The organism is Sanguibacter massiliensis (genome assembly GCF_900240335.1).
In the GTDB taxonomy this organism is placed as follows: domain Bacteria; phylum Actinomycetota; class Actinomycetes; order Actinomycetales; family Cellulomonadaceae; genus Flavimobilis; species Flavimobilis massiliensis.
Window position 1 is genome coordinate 199,668 of the sequence record NZ_LT964979.1, and the last position, 20,176, is coordinate 219,843.

General features: G+C 72.9%; 20 protein-coding genes and 2 tRNA genes. 13 read left to right on the forward strand and 9 right to left on the reverse strand.

Annotation, left to right across the window (positions count from 1 at the left end):
* Positions 1–105: 105 nt before the first annotated feature.
* From C1729_RS00900 to C1729_RS00925, 7 genes are all read left to right on the forward strand, one after another.
* Positions 106–1,401, forward strand: a complete 1,296-nt coding sequence (locus C1729_RS00900; protein ID WP_102507906.1) for a glutamate-5-semialdehyde dehydrogenase — start codon at positions 106–108, stop codon at positions 1,399–1,401.
* Positions 1,402–1,553: 152 nt separating this feature from the next.
* Positions 1,554–1,703, forward strand: coding sequence for a hypothetical protein (locus C1729_RS14430; RefSeq protein WP_165375380.1), 150 nt, complete (start codon positions 1,554–1,556; stop codon positions 1,701–1,703).
* Between the two features lie 36 nt (positions 1,704–1,739).
* Positions 1,740–2,339, forward strand: a complete 600-nt coding sequence (gene nadD / locus C1729_RS00905; RefSeq protein WP_102507908.1) for a nicotinate-nucleotide adenylyltransferase — start codon at positions 1,740–1,742, stop codon at positions 2,337–2,339.
* Positions 2,336–3,691, forward strand: coding sequence for a hypothetical protein (locus C1729_RS00910; RefSeq protein WP_129590620.1), 1,356 nt, complete (start codon positions 2,336–2,338; stop codon positions 3,689–3,691). Before nadD ends, C1729_RS00910 begins: the two co-directional genes overlap by 4 nt.
* Positions 3,692–3,736: 45 nt before the next feature.
* Entirely contained in the window at positions 3,737–4,144 is a 408-nt protein-coding gene (rsfS, locus tag C1729_RS00915; protein WP_102507912.1) for a ribosome silencing factor, read from the forward strand.
* A complete protein-coding gene (locus C1729_RS00920; protein ID WP_102507914.1) occupies positions 4,141–4,818 on the forward strand; it encodes a histidine phosphatase family protein in 678 nt (225 codons plus the stop codon). The genes rsfS and C1729_RS00920 overlap by 4 nt, the downstream gene beginning before the upstream one ends.
* A 48-nt stretch (positions 4,819–4,866) precedes the next feature.
* A tRNA-Ala gene (locus tag C1729_RS00925) sits at positions 4,867–4,942 on the forward strand.
* Between the two features lie 46 nt (positions 4,943–4,988).
* Here C1729_RS00925 and C1729_RS00930 read toward each other — a convergent pair.
* The 3 genes from C1729_RS00930 to C1729_RS00940 all read right to left on the reverse strand — a co-directional run bounded on the left by C1729_RS00930 (position 4,989) and on the right by C1729_RS00940 (position 10,783).
* On the reverse strand, positions 4,989–6,323 hold the full coding sequence (locus tag C1729_RS00930) for an SWIM zinc finger family protein (protein ID WP_102507916.1): 1,335 nt from the start codon (positions 6,321–6,323) through the stop codon (positions 4,989–4,991).
* A 52-nt stretch (positions 6,324–6,375) separates the two neighbouring features.
* Positions 6,376–9,636 (reverse strand): hypothetical protein, encoded by a 3,261-nt coding sequence (locus C1729_RS00935; protein WP_102507918.1) that lies wholly within the window; start codon positions 9,634–9,636, stop codon positions 6,376–6,378.
* Between the two features lie 226 nt (positions 9,637–9,862).
* Entirely contained in the window at positions 9,863–10,783 is a 921-nt protein-coding gene (locus C1729_RS00940) for a glycoside hydrolase family 9 protein (protein WP_102507920.1), read from the reverse strand.
* Between the two features lie 199 nt (positions 10,784–10,982).
* Here C1729_RS00940 and C1729_RS00945 point away from each other — a divergent pair, with 199 nt between their 5' ends.
* Both C1729_RS00945 and C1729_RS00950 read left to right on the forward strand, forming a co-directional pair.
* On the forward strand, positions 10,983–12,224 hold the full coding sequence (locus tag C1729_RS00945) for an MFS transporter (protein ID WP_102507921.1): 1,242 nt from the start codon (positions 10,983–10,985) through the stop codon (positions 12,222–12,224).
* 73 nt (positions 12,225–12,297) lie between these two features.
* Positions 12,298–12,373: transfer RNA gene (locus C1729_RS00950), tRNA-Ala, on the forward strand.
* An 89-nt stretch (positions 12,374–12,462) separates the two neighbouring features.
* On the opposite strand, the gene C1729_RS00955 is transcribed toward C1729_RS00950, so the two are convergent.
* Positions 12,463–13,050: a hypothetical protein gene (locus C1729_RS00955; protein WP_102507923.1), complete on the reverse strand. Its 588-nt coding sequence runs from the start codon at positions 13,048–13,050 to the stop codon at positions 12,463–12,465.
* A gap of 447 nt (positions 13,051–13,497) precedes the next feature.
* Between C1729_RS00955 and C1729_RS00960 the strand changes: the two genes are divergently transcribed.
* The gene (locus C1729_RS00960) at positions 13,498–14,742 is read left to right on the forward strand and encodes an MFS transporter (RefSeq protein WP_102507925.1); all 1,245 of its coding nucleotides are present in this window, start codon (positions 13,498–13,500) and stop codon (positions 14,740–14,742) included.
* A 43-nt stretch (positions 14,743–14,785) separates the two neighbouring features.
* Here C1729_RS00960 and C1729_RS00965 read toward each other — a convergent pair whose 3' ends face one another.
* The 5 genes from C1729_RS00965 to C1729_RS00980 form a co-directional block, all read right to left on the reverse strand.
* Positions 14,786–15,286, reverse strand: coding sequence for a GNAT family N-acetyltransferase (locus C1729_RS00965; RefSeq protein WP_102507927.1), 501 nt, complete (start codon positions 15,284–15,286; stop codon positions 14,786–14,788).
* 192 nt (positions 15,287–15,478) lie between these two features.
* Complete coding sequence (locus tag C1729_RS00970) at positions 15,479–16,042, reverse strand: hypothetical protein (RefSeq protein WP_102507929.1); 564 nt, start codon at positions 16,040–16,042, stop codon at positions 15,479–15,481.
* Between the two features lie 255 nt (positions 16,043–16,297).
* Positions 16,298–16,426, reverse strand: coding sequence for a hypothetical protein (locus tag C1729_RS15140; RefSeq protein ID WP_277985796.1), 129 nt, complete (start codon positions 16,424–16,426; stop codon positions 16,298–16,300).
* Complete coding sequence (locus C1729_RS00975) at positions 16,423–17,064, reverse strand: hypothetical protein (protein ID WP_102507930.1); 642 nt, start codon at positions 17,062–17,064, stop codon at positions 16,423–16,425. The genes C1729_RS15140 and C1729_RS00975 overlap by 4 nt, the downstream gene beginning before the upstream one ends.
* Positions 17,064–17,531, reverse strand: coding sequence for a hypothetical protein (locus C1729_RS00980; protein WP_102507932.1), 468 nt, complete (start codon positions 17,529–17,531; stop codon positions 17,064–17,066). The genes C1729_RS00975 and C1729_RS00980 overlap by 1 nt, the downstream gene beginning before the upstream one ends.
* A 285-nt stretch (positions 17,532–17,816) precedes the next feature.
* Here C1729_RS00980 and C1729_RS00985 point away from each other — a divergent pair, with 285 nt between their 5' ends.
* The 3 genes from C1729_RS00985 (at position 17,817) to C1729_RS14865 (ending at position 20,156) form a co-directional block, all read left to right on the forward strand.
* Positions 17,817–18,224 carry a hypothetical protein gene (locus C1729_RS00985; protein WP_102507933.1) on the forward strand — a complete coding sequence of 136 codons (408 nt, stop codon included), beginning with the start codon at positions 17,817–17,819 and terminating at the stop codon, positions 18,222–18,224.
* Positions 18,225–18,403: 179 nt separating this feature from the next.
* Entirely contained in the window at positions 18,404–19,225 is an 822-nt protein-coding gene (locus tag C1729_RS00990; RefSeq protein ID WP_102507935.1) for a hypothetical protein, read from the forward strand.
* A gap of 190 nt (positions 19,226–19,415) precedes the next feature.
* Positions 19,416–20,156, forward strand: coding sequence for a hypothetical protein (locus tag C1729_RS14865; protein WP_242493661.1), 741 nt, complete (start codon positions 19,416–19,418; stop codon positions 20,154–20,156).
* The last annotated feature ends 20 nt before the right edge of the window (positions 20,157–20,176 follow it).

A 20,176-nucleotide genomic window follows, 5' to 3' on the forward strand; every position in this document is an offset into this window, starting at 1 on the left:
TCGGCATGTGAGGCCCGGCCGCCGCCGGGGCGGGAGATGGCGGCCCCGTCCGCACCACGGACCCGACGTGACCCGCGGGTCTCCTGAGGACTACCCTCGGGCCGCATGACGACCGAGACGCAGGCCCCCCTCGCTGACGACGTGACGACCGCCGTCCAGGACATCGCGCGACGCGCGAAGGTCGCGTCGCGCGCGCTCGCGACCGCGACGCGTGCGGTCAAGGACGCGGCTCTCCACACGATGGCTGACGCGCTCGTCGCGGCGTCCGACGAGATCGTCGTGGCGAACGCGCTCGACCTCGAGCGGGGCCAGGCAAACGGCATGGAGCCGGGGCTGCTCGACCGGCTCGCGCTTGACCCTGCGCGCATCGGCGCGATCGCCGACGCGCTGCGGGAGCTCGCTGCGCTGCCCGACCCGGTGGGCGAGCTCATCCGGGGCTGGACCCTGCCCAACGGTCTGCGGCTGCGTCAGCTGCGCGTGCCCATGGGCGTCGTCGGCATGATCTACGAGGCCCGCCCCAACGTCACGGTCGACGCGGCGGGGCTCGCGCTCAAGAGCGGCAACGCCGTTATCCTCCGCGGCGGCTCGGCCGCGGCCTCGTCGAACGAGGTCATCGTCGACGTCCTCGCCCGCGCTCTCGAGTCCGCGGGTCTGCCGCGCGACCTCGTCCAGTCGATCGACCGCTACGGCCGTCCCGGCGGCGTCGCCCTCATGCGGGCGCGCGGGCTCGTCGACGTCCTCGTGCCCCGCGGCGGCGCGGACCTCATCCGCACGGTCGTCGCCGAGTCCGTCGTGCCCGTCATCGAGACGGGCGTCGGCAACTGCCACCTCGTCGTCGACGCGAGCGCAGACCTCGACGAGGCCCTCGCGATCCTCCTCAACGCCAAGTTGCAGCGGGTCGGGGTGTGCAACGCCGTCGAGACGCTGCTCGTCCACGAGGCTGCGGCGCCTGCGTTCCTGCCGCAGGCGCTTGACGCGCTCGCGTCGGCCGGCTGCGTCCTCCACGGTGACGACGCGACCCGGGCGCTCGCGCCCGCGGGCGTTGACGTCGTCGCGGCGACCGACGAGGACTGGGCGACCGAGTACCTCGCTCCCGAACTCGCGGTGCGCGTCGTGCCGGACCTCGACGCTGCGATCGAGCACGTGCAGACGTGGTCGAGCGGCCACACCGAGGCGATCCTCACGAACGACCTGCGGAGCTCGGAGCGGTTCGTCGCCGAGGTCGACTCGGCCGTCGTCAACGTCAACGCCTCGACGCGTTTCACGGACGGCGGGCAGTTCGGCCTGGGCGCCGAGATCGGTATCTCGACGCAGAAGCTGCACGCCCGTGGCCCCATGGGGCTGGCCGAGCTCACGACGACGAAGTGGGTCGTCGAGGGCGAGGGCCATACCCGTCCCTGAGCGGAACCTGAGAGCGACGTGGAGGTCCTGCGGACAGGTGCCCGACACGCCCCAACCGGGTTCTCCCGGCACCGTCCGCATGAGAGACTTGGCCTTCGTGGCGGCTCCTCGAGGGAGCGCCCGACGACCGCACCCGACCAGGAGGTCCATCCATGATCGCGTCCGTGCTCCGAGCCTCGGAGTCGACCGTCGTCACAGAGCTGCCGATCCCGCCGATCGCGTACGGGCTGCTGACGCTCGGTGCGCTCCTCGCGCTGCTGCTCGTGACGTTCGCGTTCAAGAGCTCCGGTACGCGTCACTGAGCCGAGGCCGGACGGGAGCAGGAGAGAGCTGACGGGATGACGGCACGGCGGTTCCGGCTCGGGGTCATGGGTGGCACGTTCGACCCCGTGCACCACGGCCACCTGGTCGCCGCGAGCGAGGTCGCTGCGCGCTTCGACCTCGACGAGGTTGTTTTCGTCCCGACGGGGCGTCCGACGTTCAAGCAGGACTCCCGCGTGACGGAGGCCGAGCACCGGTACCTCATGACGGTGGTCGCCACCGCGTCGAACCCGCGCTTCACCGTGAGCCGCGTCGACATCGACCGCCCGGGTCTCACCTACACGATCGACACGTTGCGTGACCTGCACGCGCAGCGACCCGACGCCGACCTCTTCTTCATCACGGGGGCGGACGCGATCGCGCAGATCGCGGCGTGGAAGGACGCGGACGAGCTCTTCGACCTCGCCCACTTCGTCGCCGTGACACGCCCGGGTCACACGCTCGACCTCGGGACGCTCGACGCGCTCAAGGTGACCGCCGTCGAGATCCCCGCCCTGGCGATCTCGTCGACGGACTGCCGCGAGCGAGCGCGCGCGGGCCGGCCTGTCTGGTACCTCGTGCCCGACGGCGTCGTCCAGTACATCCAGAAGCATCGACTCTACGTGGATGCGTCATGACCACACCGGAGCAGCCCATGTCCGCCGGAGCGCCCCTGACGCGACGTCAGATGCGTGAGATCGCCGAGCGCGAGGAGCGTCAGCGCGCGGCGCAGGCCGAGGCGCAGGAGCACGCCTCACGCACGCAGGCGCAGGCACCCGATGGACCGACCCCGGCCCAGCATCCCGCGGCTCAGCGGCCTGCCCCGCAGGCGCCCGCGGCGCAGCGCCCTGCGCCGCGGCCAGCGGCCGCGCCGGCACCCTCGCAGCCGCAGGGCCGCGCGACGGCTCAGCGCCCCGGGCACCCGGGCTCGTACCACGCCCCCGCGGGCGGCCACGTCCCGTCGATGACCGATGCACGCCCGACCCCCGGTTCGGTGCCCACCGGGGCTTCTCAGCCCCAGCCTGGCGCTTCGCTCCCGCAGCGTGCACCGGCTCAGGGCGGACGGCCTGCTGACGCCGGCGCAACGCGACGTGCAGCGATGCAGTTGCCCGACGTCGAGCCAGAACCGAGGTCACGCCCCGCGCCGACCGTCGTCCCGCCTGCGGTCACGGGTGCCGTGCGTACCGTCGACCACACCGGCCGCATCACGCCCGTCGTGCCCGTCGACCAGACCGGTCGTCCGGCGGCATACTCCGCCCCGCCCCGTGACACGCAGCCCGCGGCGCAGGCGCCGGCCCGGATGGGTGTGCGTGACGCGGTCGCCCAGGCGTCGGTCGGCACGCCGAGCCCCGTCAACCCGTCGGGCGGGGTGACGCCGCAGTCGGCCGCACCCGCCCAGCAGCAGCGCACGTCGCTCGCGAGCGCACCGTCGGCCCCGAGCGCCTGGGGCCCCGTCGAGGACCGCGCGCACGCGGCGCCGGGAGCGCGCGCGCCGTTCGCGCCGACCGCCTCGGCCCAGCCCGGTGTGTTCACCTCGCAGCCGCCGCACGCCGGCACGCACGCGACCACCGGCCAGCCGATGCCCTGGGGACCGGTCACCGGTGCAGGGACCCCGGCGGCCGCCCCGCAGGCGGCGCCGTCGTTCGCCCCCTCCGCAGGTGGCCCGGACTCCGCAGGTGCGCCGGGCGCCCCCGCGGAGGGCCCGGCTGCGCCGGGGGAGGACGCTCCGATCGTCCCCGCGTGGGGTCAGGTGCTCGGGGCGCCGACGTTCGACGAGCCGGACGACGCGCGCGACGACGCACCCGCGCACGAGCAGGACGCGGTTCTCGGACTGTCCTGGCCGCAGATCATCATCCTCGTCGCTGTCGGGCTCCTGCTCGGCGTCCTCGTGTGGCTCCTTCTCGAGTCGCGCACCCCCGACAGTTCAGTGCAGGCGAGCGCGGACGTCGTCACCGTCACGGTCGACGCCCGTGCACCAGGGGAACTCTGACCCGTCATACTGGGGTGTCACCCGACCGCTCTCGCTAGGAGAACCGTGCCCGCCACCCAGCGCGCCCTGGACCTCGCCGTCGTCGCCGCACGCGCAGCCGCCGACCGCAAGGCCGAGGAGATCATCGCCCTCGACGTCTCGGAGCAGCTCGTGCTCACCGACGTCTTCCTCATCGCGTCCGCGAGCAACGAGCGCCAGGTCACCGCGATCAGCGACGCGATCGAGGAGGCCATGCACAAGGCCGGCTCGAAGCTCGTCCGTCGCGAGGGGCGCACCGAGGCCCGGTGGATCCTCCTCGACTTCGGAGAGGTCGTCGCGCACGTCCAGCACTCCGAGGATCGCGTCTACTACGCCCTCGAGCGGCTCTGGAAGGACTGCCCCGTCGTCGAGCTCCCTGCCGACCTCCACGGTGCCCCGGCGGACGACGCGGAGCAGGACGCGCCGCAGGCATGAGAGCCGGCACGCTCCTGCTGCTGCGGCACGGCCGGACGGCGTACAACGCCGAAGGTCGACTGCAGGGGCAGGTCGACATCCCGCTCGACGACGTCGGCCGCTGGCAGGCTCGCGAGGGCGCCGCGGCGCTCGCCGCGGCGCACCGTGTCACGCGCATCGTCACCTCCGACCTCGTGCGCGCCGCGGACACCGCGCACGCCCTCGGCGAGGTCACGGGCCTGCCCGTGACCCTCGACGCGCGGCTGCGCGAACGCAGCTTCGGGCCCTGGGAAGGTCTCACCGCCGCTGAGATGCGTGAGGGCTGGCCCGAGGAGTACGCCGCCTGGCGGCACGGTGGCGAACCCGTCGACGGCGCCGAGCCGCGCGCGGCCGTGGGTGAGCGCTTCGTCGAGGCGGTCGAGGAGTATGCCGGAGGTCTGGCTCGTGACGAGGTGCTGTGCGTCGTCTCGCACGGCGCTGCGATCTCGACCGGGACGACCGCGCTCCTCGGCCTCGACGTCGAGACCTGGCGGGGGCTCATCGGGCCTGCGAACGTCCACTGGGCCGAGCTGCGCGCCGGTGGACCCGATGCCGTGCCGTCGTGGCGGCTCGCTCGTTACGACGCTGGAGCGGCGTTCTCGCGCGAGCACTGGGCAGCCGGACCCGATTGGATTTCTCGGCAGGCCTCTGCGTAGACTTACCGAGGCCCACCGCGGTGGGCCGACGCGAGGGTTCGCCCTCACGGGGCTGTGGCGCAGCTGGTAGCGCACCTGCATGGCATGCAGGGGGTCAGGGGTTCGAGTCCCCTCAGCTCCACCAGATCGAAGGCCGGGACCATGAGGTCCCGGCCTTCATCGTTCCTGGGCTACGGCCCCTCGGACGTCGGCCGTTCCTCGATGAGCAGCCGCACCGCAAGGACGTGCGCGCACGGGCCGCGGCCCGTGCCGTGCCGCAGGAACCACGGGCACGTGCACGACGCCTCGGGGCCGTCGAGGCGCACGCTGTAGCCCGGTCCGTCGCCCGTCCGCACGCGCCAGGCGTCGGCGAGCGGCTCGACGGCGCCCGCGGCGAGCAGGCGCCGTGCGCGCGTGAGGCGCGCCGCGTCCTTCGTCACGCGGTCCGGGTCGTGGGGCAGCTCGCGGTGGTACCAGGCGTCGTCGACGACGTCGCGTCCGACGCGGCCCGACGCGGCGAGCACGGCGATCGCGTCCCGCACGCGCGCGGGGTCGAGGGCCGCGTCGCGGGCGAGACGTGCCTCGTCGAGCACGGGCTCGAACGCGAGCAACGCTCCGACGAGCTCGGCGTCCTCGAACGCCGTCCCGCCGGCCAGGTGCTCGAGCAGCGCACCCTCGCCCGAGAAGCCGCGCCACGGAGCGTCCGTGAGGCCGAGCGCGAGACGCGCCCCGGGCAGGAGCAGCGTGACGACCGCGGGACCCGGCTCATCGGACCCGTGGACGACGAGCCCCGTCGCATGCGTGAGCAGCCGCTTGAGCGCCGAGAGCCGGTGCAGGCCCGCGACGTGGACGCCGCCCGCGACCTTGCGCGGCGAGAACCGCAGGCCCGTGCGGTCGGGGACGAGCCAGCCCGTGCGGTCCGTACCCGTCGCGGGCGGCAGGCTCGCGACGAACGCTCGGGCGGCGGCCGCCCCGACCTCGAACGCGCGCGGAAGGCCGTGGTGGATCTCGGCGGCGTTGCCGAACCCGCGCACCCACCGGTGCGGCATCACGACGGGACGCTCGTGCGAGGTGCCGTCGGGCGTCGCGACCCTCAGCCCCTCGTGCCCGACGTCGAGGTGGAGCAGCTCGGCGCGGCCGACCTTCGTGAGCGCGACGCGCATCTGCGGACCGAGGTCGACGTTCGTCGTACCGTGCGTGATCTCGCCCGCGTCGAAGGACTCCGGGAGCAGGTCGAGCCGCGCGTGGACCGACGCGCATGCCGAGAGGCACTCGGCGCGCAGCCGGTCTCCGTGCGCCGTGAGCACCGGGTCGCGCATCGATTGCGGGACCACCGTGTAGTACTGGGTCCCCGTGACCTCGGCGAGCGCGACGAGGCCCCGCGCAAGCACCTGCGGGTGGGCCGCGAAGCCGTGGAAGAAGCTCGGCGAGGCGGCAACCCCGGACGGCGTGAGAGCCGGTGCGAGGGCGAGCGCGAGGCCGGCCTCGTCGAGCCGCGACTCTGCGGCGAAGGTCCGCACGCTCATGCGGCACTGCCGGCCGGGTCGAGCCCGAGCAGCGCTGAGAACGTCCGCGCGCTCATGCGTCACCGTCCGCCGCGACGAGCCCGAGCAGCGCAGCCAGTGCGGCGGCCTTGCGGAACGCGACCGACGACCCCGAGCGGCCCGCGAGGTCGAGCAGACCGGGCCACTCCGCCGCGTCGTCGGGCAGCAGCCCCCGGTGGGCGGCCGTACGCAGCGCGGGCGCGTGCAGCGTCGCCGCGTCGAGCACGCGCGGCAGCCAGCGGGGCGGCTTCGGCAGGCTCGCCGCAAGACGCACGGGCTCGACGAGCAGGGGCCACAGGACGGGCAGGAGCCCGGGATCGGTCGCGAGCAGACGCAGCACCCTGCCCGGGTCGATGTCCTCGAGGGGGAGCAGCCGCAGCAGGGCGGTGCGCACCGCGTCGGCACCCACCCGGGAGTCCCGCAGCGCGGACGCAGGGCTGTACGCCGACCCGTCCGAGCACGCCATGGCGAGCATGACCGCGACCATCGAGATCGTCAGCGGGGTCCGCGCCTCGCGGGCGAGCGGCCCCGACGTCGCGTCCACGCGGTTGCGGAAGGGAGAGACGGCAAGCTGCTGCGCCGCGTCGTCCCAGAACAGCCAGACCCGCGCGTGGCCCTCGGAGCCCTGCGGGGGCGCGCCGTCGGTCCACGGCACGGCGTTGACCTGCCCCTCGACCTCGAGGGAGTAGAACCATCCCGTCGACACCCGGAAGGTCCCGAGGTGCGCGACCGTGAGGTCGAGGGCGCACTGCTTCTGCTGCGAGCGGGCTGCGACGAACGTCGCGGCGAGCATCGCGCCGTCGTCGACGACCCGTGCCGCGCCCGGGCCCATCGGCCACTGCTCGGCGAACGCGGTCGAGTCGAGAAGCGTTGCGGCCTGCGGGAGCGCCGGCGCGGCTGCGCGGGAGGTCGCGGCGCGGCGCGGGCTCGCAGTCGACCTCGCAGACGACCTCGCAGACGACTCCGCTGCCGACCCCGCGGCCGCGGAGGAGGTGTCTGGTGCAGGCACCGGCAGGAGATTCACGGCCGCGCGGGCGCCGGCCACCGCCTGCGCCGAGCCCGTCCGCGCGGCGAGCGACCGCAGCCCCGGCACGTCGAGGACGGCGGGTGCGGCGATGCCGCGCGCGACCGCGTCGAGCGCGTCCGGCACGAGTGCGACGACGGTCTCGACAAGCTCGGCCGTGCCCACCGGGACACGCGGAAGCGCCGCGAAGCGGGCGAGCAGGTCGTCGAGGAACGGCCACACGGCGGCCGCCGCACCGTCGTCGGCAGCCGCGAGCAGCGAGGCGGCGAGGGCCGCGACACCCGTCGGCGTCATCCTTGCCCACGGGAGCGACGCGTCGGCGGCGCCGGGTGGCAGGAGACCGCGCGACCACGCGTCCCGCACGGCCTGCGAACCCTCGGGCACCGCGACAGGCAGGAGCGTCGACGGCGCCACGAGCAGCGCCGTCGCGAACACGGACGGCAGCGGTCCATGACGACGGGTCGCCTGGAGGAGAGCCGTGCCGGTCCCAGGGGTACCCTCCGGAACGACGTCGTCGAGGGGTATCTGGGTCCAGCCCGGGAACGCAGCAGGGTCGGGCGCGGGCCACCCGACATGAGCGCGCGGCGGCAGTGCCGCCAGCGAGGCCGGGATCGTCACGTTCTCCGCCGACAGCGTCCGGCTGCGCCGGGTGTCGCGCGACGCGTCACGCAGGACGTACGGATCGTCGAGGTAGGCGGACGTGAGCGCGACGGCGTCGAGGCCGAGGAGCGTGCCGGAGCCGCCGACGAGCGGGACGGTGCCCAGCGCCGCCAGACGTGCCCGCGAGCTCGCATCGACCGACGAGAGGTCAAGGCGCGCGAGCGCGAGCTGGAGGTCGCCCTCGCTCGCGGCGACGCCTCCGATGGCGTAGGCGCTCAGGCGGTCGGCGAGGTCGGCCACGTCGAGCGCGAGGTCCTCGCGGCTCGGCGTCGACAGGAGGCAGGGCAGCGTGCCGAGCCGGTGGACGACCTGGGCGTCACGCGCGCGGACAGGAGACAGGGTGTAGGCGTGCCTGCCGTCCTTCTCGGGCCGGTCGATCTCGTAGTACGTCGGCTCGCTGCCGGCGAGCCACGTCGTCACGCAGGCCGCGAACATGCCGAACGAATCGCCTGGTGCGCGGGGCACGCCCGCGAGCGCCGAGCGCGCCCCCTCGCGGTCGCTCGCCGCGACGGTGTTCATCGTCGTGAGGAGCTGCTCCCACAGAACGTCGACGGTCCGCTCCGGACGGCGTGCGACCACGGCGACGAGCCGCTCGAGCGAGCGTACCGTCGCCTCCGCGGGGACGAACCGGGGCAGCGTCCACGGTGGTGGGGTCGGGTTCCAGCGGCCGGCGACGGCCTGTGCCTCGGGTGCGTCGTCGTCGGGAACGTCGAGACCCCAGGCCTCGACGAGCGCGGCAGCGGCCTTGACGACGCCACGGTCCTTCGAGCCGAGCAGCGGCGCGACGGCGACCGCGGCGAGCTCGAGGACCTCGGGGTCGGCCGGGGCGCGCCGCGCGAGCGCGGCGGCGAGCACGGTGCGCCGGGCCTTCGCGGAGCGCACGTGGAGAGCGGTGAGCAGGACGTCGCCCACCGTGGCGTCGTCGTCCGACGCGAGCAGCGCGGGCGCAAGCTCCTCGACGAGGCGCGTCTCGGTGTGCGCGAGGAGAGGGACGAGCCTGTCAGCCGCGGCACGCACCTCGTCGTCGGAGAACGCCAGGTGCTCACGCAGGATCGTCAGCCAGTGCGCACGATCGACGGGCCGCCGCGCGGTGTCGAGCGCCATGAGCGCAACCTCGACGGTCGTCTCGCGCTCGAGCTCTCCCCGCGCGACGAGCTCGGGCACGAGCGTCTCGATCGAGGACGGCGTCGGGATGCCGTGCTCGGCCGCGAGCCGGACATGGTCCGGCACGTGCCGCAGCACGTGCGCGAGCGTGAGCCCGGGGGTGGCGCGCCACCGCGCCGAGGCGGGCACGTCGTCGCGGAGCAACGACGCGGCGTGCAGCGCCCAGTCCTCGAGGTACGGGGCGTGGTCGACGGGCGCGGCGTCGAGCGCCGCAAGGAGCCGGAGCGTGAGACCCGACCGATAGGTGGGGTCGGCCGGGCCGAACCTCGTGCCGTTCGTCGCGAGCGCGCGGACCAGCTGCTCCGCGAAGTCGCTGCCCCAGGCGACGAGGATCGGCAGGACGTCGTCGTCGGCAAGATCCCGTGCGTCCCGCAGGATGCGGGCGACCTTGGCCGCGGGGGCGTGCGCAAGCTCGGGCGGGACGGTGCGCGTGGCGTCGGTCTTCACGGGGACTCCTGTCGGGCGACGGGGCGGTGGACCAAGGGACGCCTCCGGGGACGGGTGCAGGTGCTGTCGCTGACGGTAGCGCGGACGGGGCGTCGTGCGTCTGCTGTCTCGCGGCCGTTCCAGGGCCGGCGTCGCCGGAACGCTCCGTACCGCCACGGCCGGTCGCTCAGCCCCGCGCCTCGCCCTGCTCCGCGACGAACGACGCGACGTGCGCGAGGGCCGAGTTTCAGTTGATCGTCAGCTCGTTGACGCCCCACGCCCCGATGTCGTCGAGGTAGCACTGCTGCGGTGCTCGGCCCGCAAGAGGGGCCGACACCGGGTCGGGCACGGCGGAGCAGGGGCCGCCCGCGACGGTGCCCGCGGGCGGGTGCGGCAGCGCGGGGTCCACCTGCGCCGCGTACCAGCGCGAGTGCTGGTTCTGGGCGGTGCGTGTCCCGTACCCCGTGACGTAGGAGAACCCGAGCGCGTTGCGTCCGAGCAGGTGGTCCATCCCGGTGAGCACGCCCTGCCGGAAGCGGCCCTCACCCGTGAGGTCGAACGCCGCCACGAGGACGGCCAGGTTGTTGAGGAGCAGGCCGTTCGAGCCCCAGTCGTAGCGTCCGTCGGCCGGGACGTACGCCGTGCCGAAAGGCTGCGTCGCCTGCGTGCCGTCGCACGTCCAACCGTCGTAGAGGTCGTGCCCGTCGACCGTGAGCGCACCCGCGGGGAGGAAGGCGACCGCGTCGTCGCCGCGGTTGGGGGCGAGCCCGACGTGTCCTGCGGCGCGTGCGTACGAGGCTCCCGCGACGGCACCGTCGATCGGTGTGCCGGAGCGCTGGAGGTAGAAGAAGCTCAGGGCGTCGACGCGCAGGGCCGTGCAGAGGTCGGCGCCGATCGAGAACGGGTCGCTCGTCGCTCCGTCCGCGGAGAGCGTGTAGCCGGTGCCGGGCGCCGTGGTCGCCGACATGTCGATCGTGTGGACGGCGAGCCCTGCCGACGGGTCCGTCCCGCGGGGGAGGGTCGTGCCGCGGGCGACCGTCGTCCCGTCGTGCTCGAGGATCCACGGCACGGCTGTGGCGGCGTCCGTGACGAGGGTCGCGATCTTCTCGGCGAACGTGGGGTAGCCGATCTGGTTGACGCGGACGCGGGGTGCGGGGGGCGTGGTCATCGGGGGACTCCGCAGTGCAGGTGGTGAACGGCCGACACGGGGTGGAAGCGCTTCCAGGCTGGTGGAGAGTCTGTCGTGCCGCCCGAGCCCCGTCAACACGTCCGACCCGCCCGACGCGTCGACCACCCCGCCCGACGAGGCATGATGGACGCGCGAGCACAGGCGCCCGCACCCCCGACCACACGAACGGCCCGCCGCCATGTACGCCCTCCTCCTCGCGATCATCTACGTCGCCTTCATCAGCCTCGGCCTGCCCGACTCCCTCGTCGGCTCCGGATGGCCGGTCATGCACGGCGACCTCGGCGTCCCCCTCGGCTACGCAGGCATCCTCACCATGGTCATCGCCGCCGGCACCATCGTCTCGAGCCTGCTCTCCGACCGCCTCACCCGCCGCCTCGGAGTCGGGCTCGTCACCGCCCTCAGCGTCGGCATGACCGCCGCAGCACTCTTCGGCTTCTCCGCCGCCGACTCCTTCTGGACGCTGTGCCTCTGGGCCGTGCCCTACGGCCTCGGCGCAGGCGCCGTCGACGCCGCCCTCAACAACTACGTCGCGCTGCACTACGCCGCCCGCCACATGAACTGGCTCCACTGCTTCTGGGGCGTCGGCGCATCCATCAGCCCCTTCATCATGAGCCACGCCATCGGCGCCCAGCTCGGCTGGTCCAGCGCCTACCAGAGCGTCGGCACCATCCAGGCGGTCCTCACCGTCATCCTCCTCGCGAGCATCACCCTGTGGGCCAGGGTCAACCCCACCCACCCCGTCGACACCGACGGCGACCCCGCAGACGCCCCGGCCGACGGCACACCCGCACCCGCACCCGAGCAGCCACGCCGGCACGTCCCGCTCGGCACCGCCCTCCGCATCCCCGGCGTCACCCTCGTCCTCGGCGCCTTCTTCGCCTACTGCGCCGTCGAGAGCACCACGATCCTCTGGGCCTCGACCTACCTCGTCACCGACCGCGACGTCGACGCAGGAACCGCCGCAGCCTTCGGCGCCCTCTTCCTCCTCGGCACCACCGCCGGCCGGTTCCTCGCCGGCTTCGTCGCCGACCACGTCGGCGACCGCCTCCTCATCCGCGGCGGCTTCCTCACCGTCGCCCTCGGCGTCATCCTCGTCGCGCTGCCCGTCCCCACCGACGTCGTCGCCCTCGCAGGCCTCGTCCTCGCAGGCCTCGGCTGCGCGCCGATCTACCCCGCGATCATCCACTCGACGCCCGCGAGCTTCGGACGCGAGAACTCCCAGGCGATCATCGGCATCCAGATGGCCGCCGCCTACACCGGATCGACCCTCGCCCCGCCCGTGTTCGGAGCACTCTCCACCTGGACGGGGACGTGGATCTTCCCGCTGTACCTCGTGCTCATCGTCGGGCTCGGTCTCGTGCTCTCCGAGAGGCTCAACCGCGTCGTCGCCCCCGGCACGACACGCGCCGCACTCACATGACACCCCGACGCCCAGCAGCGAGCACCCCGCACGGTCCCCACCGCGGTGGGTCGACGAGAGGGTTCGCCCTCACGGGGCTGTGGCGCAGCTGGTAGCGCACCTGCATGGCATGCAGGGGGTCAGGGGTTCGAGTCTTCTCAGCTCCACCAGATCGAAGGCCGGGACCATGAGGTTCCGGCCTTCGTCGTTGTGCGACTGCGTGCGGGTGCCTGCGCTCGCGCGCCTCAGTTCGCGCGTGTCAGCGACGGAACGTCGCCGCGTCGCGCAGGGCTGCGGCGGTCCCAGCGCCGAGTCGGCTCTCGAGCGCGAGGAGGACCCGGAGGACCTCGATGAGGGCTTCCGTCCGTGCGGTGTCCGCGCGACCGACGGCGTCGAGGGGCGTGGGCGAAGTGGCGACGGTGGACGGGCGGTCGGGGGCCGTGCCGCGGATCCGGGCCGCCGCGAGGATCCTGTCGCCGACATCGTCGACGGCCGCTGCGCCCAGCATGCCTGCGGGGGACGACGCGCCGTCGAGCACCGTGACCCGTGCGGTGACCGTCGGGGACCAACCGTCGGGGGTCGAGGCCCGCCGCACCCGTGCGTCGTAGTGGCCGACGGCCGTGTGCCGGGGTCCCCTGAGCCTGCTGACGAGCCGGGTGCCGCTCGGGACGGGGTACTCCGACCAGGGTTCCGAGGTGCCGGACGGGCGCAGCGCGACGACGGACGCGCGCGACCCGAGGAGCCGGCCGAGCAGGCCGGGCCTGCCGCGCTCCCACGTCACCGTGACGGTTTGCGTCTGGCCGAGCTGCTCGATAGTGAGCCGGGTGACGCTGGGACGTCGGGGCACGGGGCACCTTCCGGTGGTGGGGGATATCGACGCCGACGCTAGCGCGGATCCTGTTGCGGGTCTCCCTTCGTCCAAGGCCAAGGCCAAGGCCAAGGCCAAGGCCAAGGCCAGGGCCCTGGCCAGGTCCACGGGCAGGGGCGCGAGCCTCGTCAGACCCACGGCCGACGCACCCGCACCGCCCCTCGGACGGAGCAGTAAGCAAGGTCACTCGCACGTCGACGCACGGGTCCGCGCAGCGGTGTAGGTTCGCGACCTCGCACGACACGTGTCTCTCCATGCCGTCGGGACCCGGGACCCGGGACCACAGTCCGCTGGGCCCGTGACCGTCGCGCTCGATCCCGACGGTGTGCGGGGAGAACGCGACGTCATCGTCGACCTCGGCACGGAAGCGACAGTCCGCGCGCCGCCGCAGCACCCAGCAGACGTCACGACACGAACGGCCCGCACATGTACTCCCTGCTCCTCGCGCTTATCTACGTCGCGTTCGTCAGCCTTGGACTGCCTGACTCTCTCGTCGGGGCGGGCTGGCCGGTCATGCACGGCGACCTCGGCGTACCCCTCGGCTCTGCCGGCATCCTCACGATGATCATCGCGGGCGGCACGATCGTCTCGAGCCTCCTGTCCGAACGCCTCACGCGCCGGCTCGGCGTCGGCCTCGTCACGGCGGTGAGCGTTGGAATGACCGCAGCGGCGCTCTTCGGGTTCTCGACGGCCGACGCGTTCTGGGTCGTGTGCGTGTGGGCGCTCCCGTACGGGCTTGGCGCCGGAGCCGTCGACGCTGCGCTCAACAACTACGTCGCGCTCCACTACGCAGCCCGTCACATGAACTGGCTGCACAGCTTCTGGGGCGTCGGCGCGTCGATCAGCCCGTTCATCATGAGCCACGCGATCAGTGCTGGCCTCGGCTGGGCGAGCGCCTACCGGAGCGTCGGCATCATCCAGGCCGCGCTCACCGTCGTCCTGCTGCTGAGCGTCACGCTCTGGGGGAGGGTCAACCCCGTCGCCATGGCGACGCGCACCGCCGACGAACCCCGGGACGAGCAGTCCGGCACCGAACCGACCAGGGGGCACGTCCCGCTCCGCACGGTCCTGCGCATTCCCGGGGTGCGCCTCGTCCTTGGCGCGTTCTTCGCCTACTGCGCGCTCGAGAGCACAGCGATCCTCTGGGCGTCGACCTACCTCGTCACGTACCGCGACGTCGACGCCGGGACCGCAGCCGCGTTCGGCTCCCTTTTCCTCCTCGGCATCACTGCCGGCCGGTTCCTCGCCGGTTTCGTCGCCGACAGGCTCGGGGACCGTGCGCTCATCCGTGGCGGCTTCCTCACGATCGCCGCAGGTGTCGTTCTCGTCGCGCTCCCAATCCCGACGGACGCCGTCGCGCTCGCCGGGCTCGTCCTCGCAGGTCTGGGCAGCGCACCCATCTACCCGGCGATCATCCACTCGACGCCCGCGAACTTCGGGCGTCACACCTCGCACGCGATCATCGGCATCCAGATGGCGGCCGCCTACACCGGCTCGACGCTCGCCCCGCCTGTCTTCGGCGGGCTGTCCGCGCTGCTGGGGATGTGGCTGCTCCCGCTTTACCTCGGTGCCCTCGTCCTTCTCGGGATCCTGCTCTCCGAGCGGCTCAACAAGGTCGTCGACGAGGCTACGCCGGCGCGGGACGACGCGACGCTCGACGCCGAGCGCTGAGCGGACGATCGGGCAAGACCGGCACGCTGCGAGCAGTGCGGGCTCAGCGGGTGGCGAGCCTCGCGAGCGCGTCGCCCGTGACGCGCTGCGTCGTCGACTCGTCCATGCCGACCGCGCCGAGTGACCGGTAGAACGCGATCGACGGCGCGTTCCAGTCGAGGACCGTCCACTCGAACCGGGGGAAGCCCCGCTCGACGCACACGGCTGCGAGGGTCTGCACGAGCGCACGGCCGTAGCCGCGTCCGCGGAACGCGTCGTCGACCCAGAGGTCCTCGAGCCACATGCCCTGCTCGCCCGTCCACGTCGAGTACGTCGTGAACCACAGGGCGATCGCCACGACGTCGCCGTCGACCTCGACGACGTGCGTGAACGCTGCGGGCCGCTCGCCGAAGAGCGTCTCCGTGAGGCGTTCGACGGTGTTGACGACCGCGTCCGGCTCCTTCACGTAAGCGGCGAGCGCCTGGATGCAGCGGAGGATAGCGGGCTCGTCACCGGGGCGGGCCTCGCGGACGAGGGCGCCGTCGGAGAGGGTGGACGCAGGCATGCGGGGCTCCGGGGGAGAGGATCGGGGACAGTTCGATCCTACGGCGCGGTTGTGCCAGTGGAGTGTCAAGGTTGTGCCAGGGAAATCCCAGGAACAAGTTGCAGAGTGGTGGTCAGCGAGGCCCCGGCCCGTCGGGTGGAGCATCCCCGACGGGTCGGGCAACCTCGCGGCAACGTGAGCGAGGCTGGCGCCCTATCGGCGTCGAAGCTGCGAGCGGCCTCGGAGACGGCTGCGCAGCACAGCGAGCGACGTGGGTGTTCCATCCTGGACGACGTGCCAGAAGAGCCAGCCGTTGCGCTGGTAGCCCACGGCAGCAGTTGCAGCCGCGGACGGCCCCGGATGGGTCGTTCCCTGACGGACCACAGACCCTGCGGCAGTGACGACAGCGCGCTCGTCGGCCGCGTCGTTCGGTCCGCGCAGCTCCTCGCCCGCGGTGAGGACACCTGCGCTCAGCATCCAGACGAGATCGGGATCGACCGACGGCTCAGCAGGAGCGCTGGCCAGGAGGTCGTCGGCCGGGGGGACGTCCTCGCGCAGGGGCGGCGCCGGCGTCGGGACCGTCGGCGGCACGACCTCGTCGGCGTTCGCTGGTGCGGACGGACCCACGAGTCGCGCGAGCGCGGCCTCGAGAACATGGCGATGCAACGACGGCACGACGTTCTTGTCGAGGTCCTTGAGCAGCTCGTCGGCGTGATGGGCCACCGTCCTGCGCTGCTTGTCGCTGAGCGACGCGTCGAACGTGGGAAGAACCGTCATTGTTGCCCCTGTCGCTCTGTGCTCGTCGTGAGTCCTCGACGGTCACGACGCGGTGCCGCGTCGTGCCAGTGCGTCCCCGTTCCACGGTGATCATTGGCGCAGCGCAGCGAAAGGATGAGCCGTCGCGGCCTCAGAGGCGTACGGCTAGCGCGAGCCTACCTCGGACGGACTGGTGGGATCGTCGAGATCGTCCACTTGCATGGTGCGCGAGCGGGATCGCCTCGGGATCGGTGTCGGGGACGCCAGGTGCCTCAGTCATCGCTGGACCTCCGTCACAGGCTCGCCGCACACGTCGCACTGCAGGACGTCGACGCTCTCGGTCAGCGTCTCGCCGTAGTTGCCGCAGAACTCGCACACCCAGGCTACGAGGTGTTCTGGCCTCATGCGGGGACCTCCGGTCCGTCGTAGGTCGATGACCAGCCGCGCAGCACGCTGTGGAGGTAGGCACGCCGGCCGTCGGGAGGATCGCCGAGGCGCGATCCGAGGTCGTCGGCGACGGCCGCGAGCGACTTGCGGGACTCGCCGGTGGCGAGCTCGCCGAGCAGCGCGAGCATGAGGTCGCTCGCGGGCCATGCCTCGACGATGCTGCGCGCCTTGCCAAACTTGTGCCGGAGAAACCGGTCGGAGAAGATCCACGACGTCATGTGGACCGGGGTGCGGTCCGTCTGCGTGAGCAACCGGCAGGCGCGCCGCACGGACTCGCTGGGCGGGTGGAACCGCGGGCCCGGGCCGCCGAGCGCCGGGATGAGCGCTTCCGCGTCGTCCTCCTCGACGATCTGCAGGAGCACGCACGAGGAGGCGTACCACTCGGGCGAGACGATGCTCGTCGTCGCCGCGACGCCGTCGACGAACGCGGTGAGCGCGCTCGCGAACGCGACGGGGTCGTCGTCCTCCTCGAGACTCACCCGGTGCATATAGACGGTCGCCGGCGCTCCTGTGAGCTCGTCGAGGTACGGGTGGACCGCGACCTGGACGAGCCGGTCGCCGGGTTCGAGCGCTAGACGTTTGGCAAGGAGTCCCATCAGGCCTCCTCGTCGACCGGCGCGTGGAGGGCCTCGACCCATGACGTGAGCTGGTGGGAGGCGGAGATGAGGCTCGCGCGCTGGACCTCGAACGCGAGCCCGTCGTGCTCCGGGACGTGCGCGTCGAGGGCCTCAACGACCGAGCACTCGACGGTGACGTCAAGATCTGTCGAGGCGACGAACGCGACGGTGATGCCCCCCTCGGGGATCTCGACCGCCGGCACCGTGACCTCGGGGTGCTGGTCGGCTGCAGCCCTGAGGTAGGCCTCCGCAAGGCGGGTGAGCCCGGCCGTCGGGATCCTGCGTGAGAGGTAGCAGACGAGCCTGTCGGGGGAGAGCATCTCGATGTCGACGAGCAGTCTCCCCTCCGGGCCTGTCGGCCTGCTCCACGGGTCCGGCACGGGGACGAGCCCGAAGGCTGCTCCCGCTGGCGAGACGAGTCGCCCTGTCATTCCGACGTCACCCATGTCTGGCTCCCTGAGGGTTGTGCGTGACGGTGGTCCCCGGCGCCGGGTCCCTGTTCCGACGCCGTGGATCTCCCACCGTGGTGCTGCCGACGCTATCGGCAGCCACCGACATTCGGTCACGGGAGACGGGAAGCTCACCCGGCTCGAGGGGAACTCGCACCACCGCCGCAGGCTGGCCCGTGAATGTCGGTGGCTGCCGCTACGTTCGTCGTGAGGGCTCAGGGACTCTCGCCGGCTGGGCCGCGGCAGCGCGGCCCGGCCGGGCCGGGAACGGGGAGGTCGACGATGAGCAGCACCGACGCGAGTGAGCGGCCTGAGCCCGTCCTGCCGTGGGACGAGACAGGCGAGTGCCCCGTCTGCGAGGCGGCCGGCGCCGTCTATCGGTACGCATACGGCCTGGTCGTCCCGCCCGGCGGCATGTCCCTCGAGGACTACGGGCTGGTGCTCGAGCGGCAGCGGGTCGTTCTCGCAGGCTGCGACGTTCGGCCTGGTGTCGCGTACGTCTGCCGTGCCTGTGGCTCGACGTTCGACGACCGTGGACTCTTCGTCGACGAGCAGCCGAGCCACCCCGGGCAGGTCGGCGCGGCTCGCGCGCGGCCGCCTGCGTCGCCGGGCCCGGACGGTGCTGGTGCCCCGGGTGTGGTCCGACGCGTCGTCTCGCGTCGTTCAGTGCGCAGCCGCCGACGCGGCTGAGACGTCGCGGACTCCTGCCGCCGCATCACGCGTGCGGATGCGCCGGCGTGCGGAGTCGGCGCGGAGCCCACAGCGTGGGAACTCGTGTCACACCGCGTCGGCTGCCCACAGGAAGGGTGCAAAAGCAGGTTGTCCACAGGCGCCCTGCAGCGGCCGGTCCGGCACCATATGTTCCGGGGATGAGCTCGCCCACACCGCCGTCGAACCCGCCCGTCGTCCAGCCGCCACCTCTCGGTCCTCCGGCTCCTCCGAGCGACCCGAACCCGCAGCTCGCACCGCCCACGCCACTCGCACCGCCCACGTCGCCTGCGCCTGCACCAACAGCGCCGCCAGCGCTCGCTCCAGGGATACCGCCGACGGCGAACGACTGGCTGAACGGCGCGCCGGGCCTCCCGGCCCCGCACCCGGGACGGACCCGCCTGCAGCGCCTTGCCGTCGCGACCGTCGTCCTCTTCGTGCTTGCGGGCATCATCGTCGCGCTCACCCTGCTCAACCGGCCGCGGACGGCGACCGTCGGGTCGGACTCCGCCACAGAGCGACTCGCTGACGCGTCGGTGACGACGCGCGCGATGACGCTCATCGACACAATCGTCACTGCGAACGGTCGGGGTGACGCGAGCGCGACGTGCGATCTCGTGACGCACCGGCTCGCGCTCTACCTCAGCGGCTTCACGACGACGTGCGAGGACACCGTCGACTGGTGGTGGCTCGACAAGGAACCAGCGTTCGCGCCGATCGACGTGCAACCCGGCGACGTCCGTGCCGATGCGCGGCACCCCGGTCTCACCATCGTGCGCGTCCCGCCCGAACGTGCCCCGTCGGGGCCGCCCGACGGGAACGTCTACCTGCTCGTCGAGCAGGAGGGCGCGCTGCTCGTCGACGCGGTGCTCGGAGGGTGGGAGGCCCCGCTCGACGAGCTGCTGCGCGAGCAGAAGGCCAACGACGAGCTCGACAAGGACCGCCAGGACGTCGACCCGCGCCGCCCGGTTCCGACCGGCTGAGCCTCGGCGCCGCCGCCGGGACCATGCCCGGGGGCGGTGACGAGCCGGTCAGGGGACAGCACCGCGACGTTGCCGCGCGGCCACCTGCCGAGGATGTCGGTGGCTGCCGCTACGTTCCTCGTGAGGGCTCAGGGACCCTCGCCGGCCGGGCTGCGGTCGCGCAGCCCGGCCGAACCGACAGGAGACCCCGATGAACGAACCTCTTCTCAGGCTGCGCAGCCTCACCCTGCGCGCGACCCGCACCGAGGCCGGCGGTGTCGACCTCTACGGCACGGACTACCGGGACGGCGAGGACTACGAGTACCACCACACGATCCCGGCCGACGGCGTCGCGCAGCTGCACGCCGCGCTCGGCGGCGACCCGGACCGCGACGTCCTCGAGCTCCTGCGCATCTTTGCGCCCGTGCTCGTCGCCACAGGGGAGGGCCGCTGGCTCGAGGCGCACGACGTGCCCTTCGAGCGCTTCACGTGGGGTGTGCCCGTCTCGTCGGTCCGGGGCATCAGCCTCGTCGAGCGCGCCGGGCTCATCGCTCTGCACGCCCACGCCGGGCAGGTCGACAAGCTCGGCGTCGACTACATCGAGCACCCGCGCGCCGTCGCCGCACGGTTCGACCCCGTCGAGCAGGAGGCCGAGCACGTCGCTGCTCTCCTCCACGACGTCGTCGAGGACTCGCCGATCACGCCCGACGACCTCCGCCTCGCAGGTATCCCCGCCGACATCGTCGACGCGGTCGTGCTCCTCACCCGCACCCCGGAGGTCGCGGCCGACGACTACTACCGCGCCATCCGCGCGAACGCCGTCGCACGCAGCGTGAAGCTCAGCGACATCGCCCACAACACCGACCCCGCGCGCACCGCGAGCCTCACGGCATCCGAGCGGGAGTGGTTCGCGCAGAAGTATGCCCACGCCCGCGCGATGCTCGGGGCGTAAGCAGATCCGGACTCGGCCAG

What these genes read in the sequence shown, in the direction of transcription:
- C1729_RS00900 (WP_102507906.1), top strand. Translation starts at nt 106, where the DNA reads ATGACGACCGAGACGCAGGCCCCCCTCGCTGACGACGTGACGACCGCC.
- C1729_RS00930 (WP_102507916.1), bottom strand. Translation starts at nt 6,323, where the DNA reads ATGAGCGTGCGGACCTTCGCCGCAGAGTCGCGGCTCGACGAGGCCGGC.
- C1729_RS15140 (WP_277985796.1), bottom strand. Translation starts at nt 16,426, where the DNA reads ATGAGGCCAGAACACCTCGTAGCCTGGGTGTGCGAGTTCTGCGGCAAC.
- C1729_RS14430 (WP_165375380.1), top strand. Translation starts at nt 1,554, where the DNA reads ATGATCGCGTCCGTGCTCCGAGCCTCGGAGTCGACCGTCGTCACAGAG.
- C1729_RS00975 (WP_102507930.1), bottom strand. Translation starts at nt 17,064, where the DNA reads ATGGGACTCCTTGCCAAACGTCTAGCGCTCGAACCCGGCGACCGGCTC.
- C1729_RS00945 (WP_102507921.1), top strand. Translation starts at nt 10,983, where the DNA reads ATGTACGCCCTCCTCCTCGCGATCATCTACGTCGCCTTCATCAGCCTC.
- C1729_RS00920 (WP_102507914.1), top strand. Translation starts at nt 4,141, where the DNA reads ATGAGAGCCGGCACGCTCCTGCTGCTGCGGCACGGCCGGACGGCGTAC.
- C1729_RS00960 (WP_102507925.1), top strand. Translation starts at nt 13,498, where the DNA reads ATGTACTCCCTGCTCCTCGCGCTTATCTACGTCGCGTTCGTCAGCCTT.
- C1729_RS00985 (WP_102507933.1), top strand. Translation starts at nt 17,817, where the DNA reads ATGAGCAGCACCGACGCGAGTGAGCGGCCTGAGCCCGTCCTGCCGTGG.
- C1729_RS14865 (WP_242493661.1), top strand. Translation starts at nt 19,416, where the DNA reads ATGAACGAACCTCTTCTCAGGCTGCGCAGCCTCACCCTGCGCGCGACC.
- C1729_RS00965 (WP_102507927.1), bottom strand. Translation starts at nt 15,286, where the DNA reads ATGCCTGCGTCCACCCTCTCCGACGGCGCCCTCGTCCGCGAGGCCCGC.
- C1729_RS00990 (WP_102507935.1), top strand. Translation starts at nt 18,404, where the DNA reads ATGAGCTCGCCCACACCGCCGTCGAACCCGCCCGTCGTCCAGCCGCCA.
- nadD (WP_102507908.1), top strand. Translation starts at nt 1,740, where the DNA reads ATGACGGCACGGCGGTTCCGGCTCGGGGTCATGGGTGGCACGTTCGAC.
- C1729_RS00910 (WP_129590620.1), top strand. Translation starts at nt 2,336, where the DNA reads ATGACCACACCGGAGCAGCCCATGTCCGCCGGAGCGCCCCTGACGCGA.
- C1729_RS00940 (WP_102507920.1), bottom strand. Translation starts at nt 10,783, where the DNA reads ATGACCACGCCCCCCGCACCCCGCGTCCGCGTCAACCAGATCGGCTAC.
- C1729_RS00980 (WP_102507932.1), bottom strand. Translation starts at nt 17,531, where the DNA reads ATGGGTGACGTCGGAATGACAGGGCGACTCGTCTCGCCAGCGGGAGCA.
- C1729_RS00970 (WP_102507929.1), bottom strand. Translation starts at nt 16,042, where the DNA reads ATGACGGTTCTTCCCACGTTCGACGCGTCGCTCAGCGACAAGCAGCGC.